The 1,495-nt window shown below is 56.8% G+C and carries 2 protein-coding genes; one reads left to right on the top strand and one right to left on the bottom strand.

Annotated features, from left to right (window positions below):
- Window positions 1-402: 402 nt before the first annotated feature.
- The gene (locus BBF94_RS26335; protein ID WP_065261849.1) at window positions 403-1,161 is read left to right on the top strand and encodes a hypothetical protein; all 759 of its coding nucleotides are present in this window, start codon (window positions 403-405) and stop codon (window positions 1,159-1,161) included.
- 84 nt (window positions 1,162-1,245) lie between these two features.
- Here the strand turns inward: BBF94_RS26335 and BBF94_RS28095 are convergent.
- Window positions 1,246-1,495 (bottom strand): hypothetical protein (locus BBF94_RS28095; protein WP_218060148.1); only part of this gene is annotated, 250 nt, incomplete at its 5' end.

The raw sequence follows: 1,495 nt of genomic DNA, 5'->3' as shown, positions 1-1,495 counted from the left end.
TAGACGAAGGGGACACACTACAACATTCACTCCCTGCCGCGTTTCGCTGTGTGCTTTACGCTGCAAGTGGCGCGCATTCTATGGATGGATTGGAGGGTCGTCAACCCCCTGATATAAATTTATTTAAATCAATGACTTCGGGTCACATGACGGGCCGAATCGGACTTTTCGGCCGCCCGACGATTGGCGCCTATATTCCGACACTCGCCAAGGCGTTATAGTCCACGCCACAGGTGATGGCAATCTGTACCCCAAGGGCCAGTATTTATATAAGCAGGCTTGCGGCCGATACAGATGAAACTTCGCTGATCCAACCCGTCGAGCGGCGCTAGGCTCTTCATGGGCCAAGCCACTACACTCGCACGCGAACCCTATAAAGAGGTCTTACCGGTGACACCACTCATGATCACCCTGCTAGTCATAGCCGGGATCGCAATCTTGATCGCCATTGGCTACATGAACCATGTGGTGGAAAACACCAAACTGGAGAAGGCCCGCACCAAGGTCGAACTCAACGATCGCCTGCGCCGCTGTGGCGAACTGACGGAAACCTTCCCCGGCCAGTTCATGACCCCGGCCCTCAAGCTGTTGATGACCCGCCTGGAATTGAACGTCTGCCAGCGCCTGCTGAACCTGGAAAAGACCAGCGCCACCACCAAGGCCCGCATCACCGAATTGAGCGCCCTCGTCGCCCAGGGTGAATCGATCCCGGTCAACAACCCGCCGGCGCCGATCCAGACCGAAGCCAAAGCCAAGGATGTCCGTTTTCTCCTCGAAGCCCTGCACGGCCAGATCACCCGCGCCGCCCAGGACGGCTTCCTGCCTCCGAACGAAGCCAAGCACTGGATTCGCGAAGTGCGCCATATCCTGGTGCTGCTGCACATCGAGTTCTTCAACAACCTCGGCCAGCACGCCCTGCAACAAAACCAGCCTGGCCAGGCACGCCTCGCTTTCGAACGCGGCGTGCAATACCTGCGCAAACAACAGGACCCGCAGATCTACGCCGAACAACTCCAGTACCTGGAAAAACTCCTGGCCCGCGCCAACGCCCAGGTCATGGACAAGATCGCCCCGGTCGAAGGCGAAGAAAACCAGCTGACTGCCGGCCTCAAGGATGTCGAGGCGGATGCGGACTGGAAGAAGAAAGTGATTTACGACTGAGTGCAGATGTCGAGAGAAGCCACCGAAAGGTGGCTTTTTTATTGGCTTCAAAGCAGAAGATCAAAAGCCCCCCTAACCCTCTCCCTAAGGGAGAGGTACGCCGACGTGATATACCGAGTTGAACTCGGGTTTAAAACGCGTGCAACTCGACTCCTGCTTCTTCTGCTCTTTCTTCTGCTCTTTCTTCTGCTCTTTCTTCTGCTCTTGCTTCTGCTCTGGCTTTGGCTCTCCACCACTCAACACGATGAGCGTTAGCTCGAGTACCGCTTTTGACGTACCGGCCCCATCGGAAGGCTGAGTGGAGGGATTTATCCGGGGGTAGGCGCGCAGCGCC

Source organism: Pseudomonas bananamidigenes, assembly GCF_001679645.1.
In the GTDB taxonomy this organism is placed as follows: domain Bacteria; phylum Pseudomonadota; class Gammaproteobacteria; order Pseudomonadales; family Pseudomonadaceae; genus Aquipseudomonas; species Aquipseudomonas bananamidigenes.
Note: the sequence above shows the minus strand (reverse complement) of the source record. Positions and strands in the feature narration are given on the sequence as shown.

Excerpts from the sequence above, each read along its gene's own strand:
- BBF94_RS26335 (WP_065261849.1), top strand. The coding sequence starts at position 403 with ATGATCACCCTGCTAGTCATAGCCGGGATCGCAATCTTGATCGCCATT.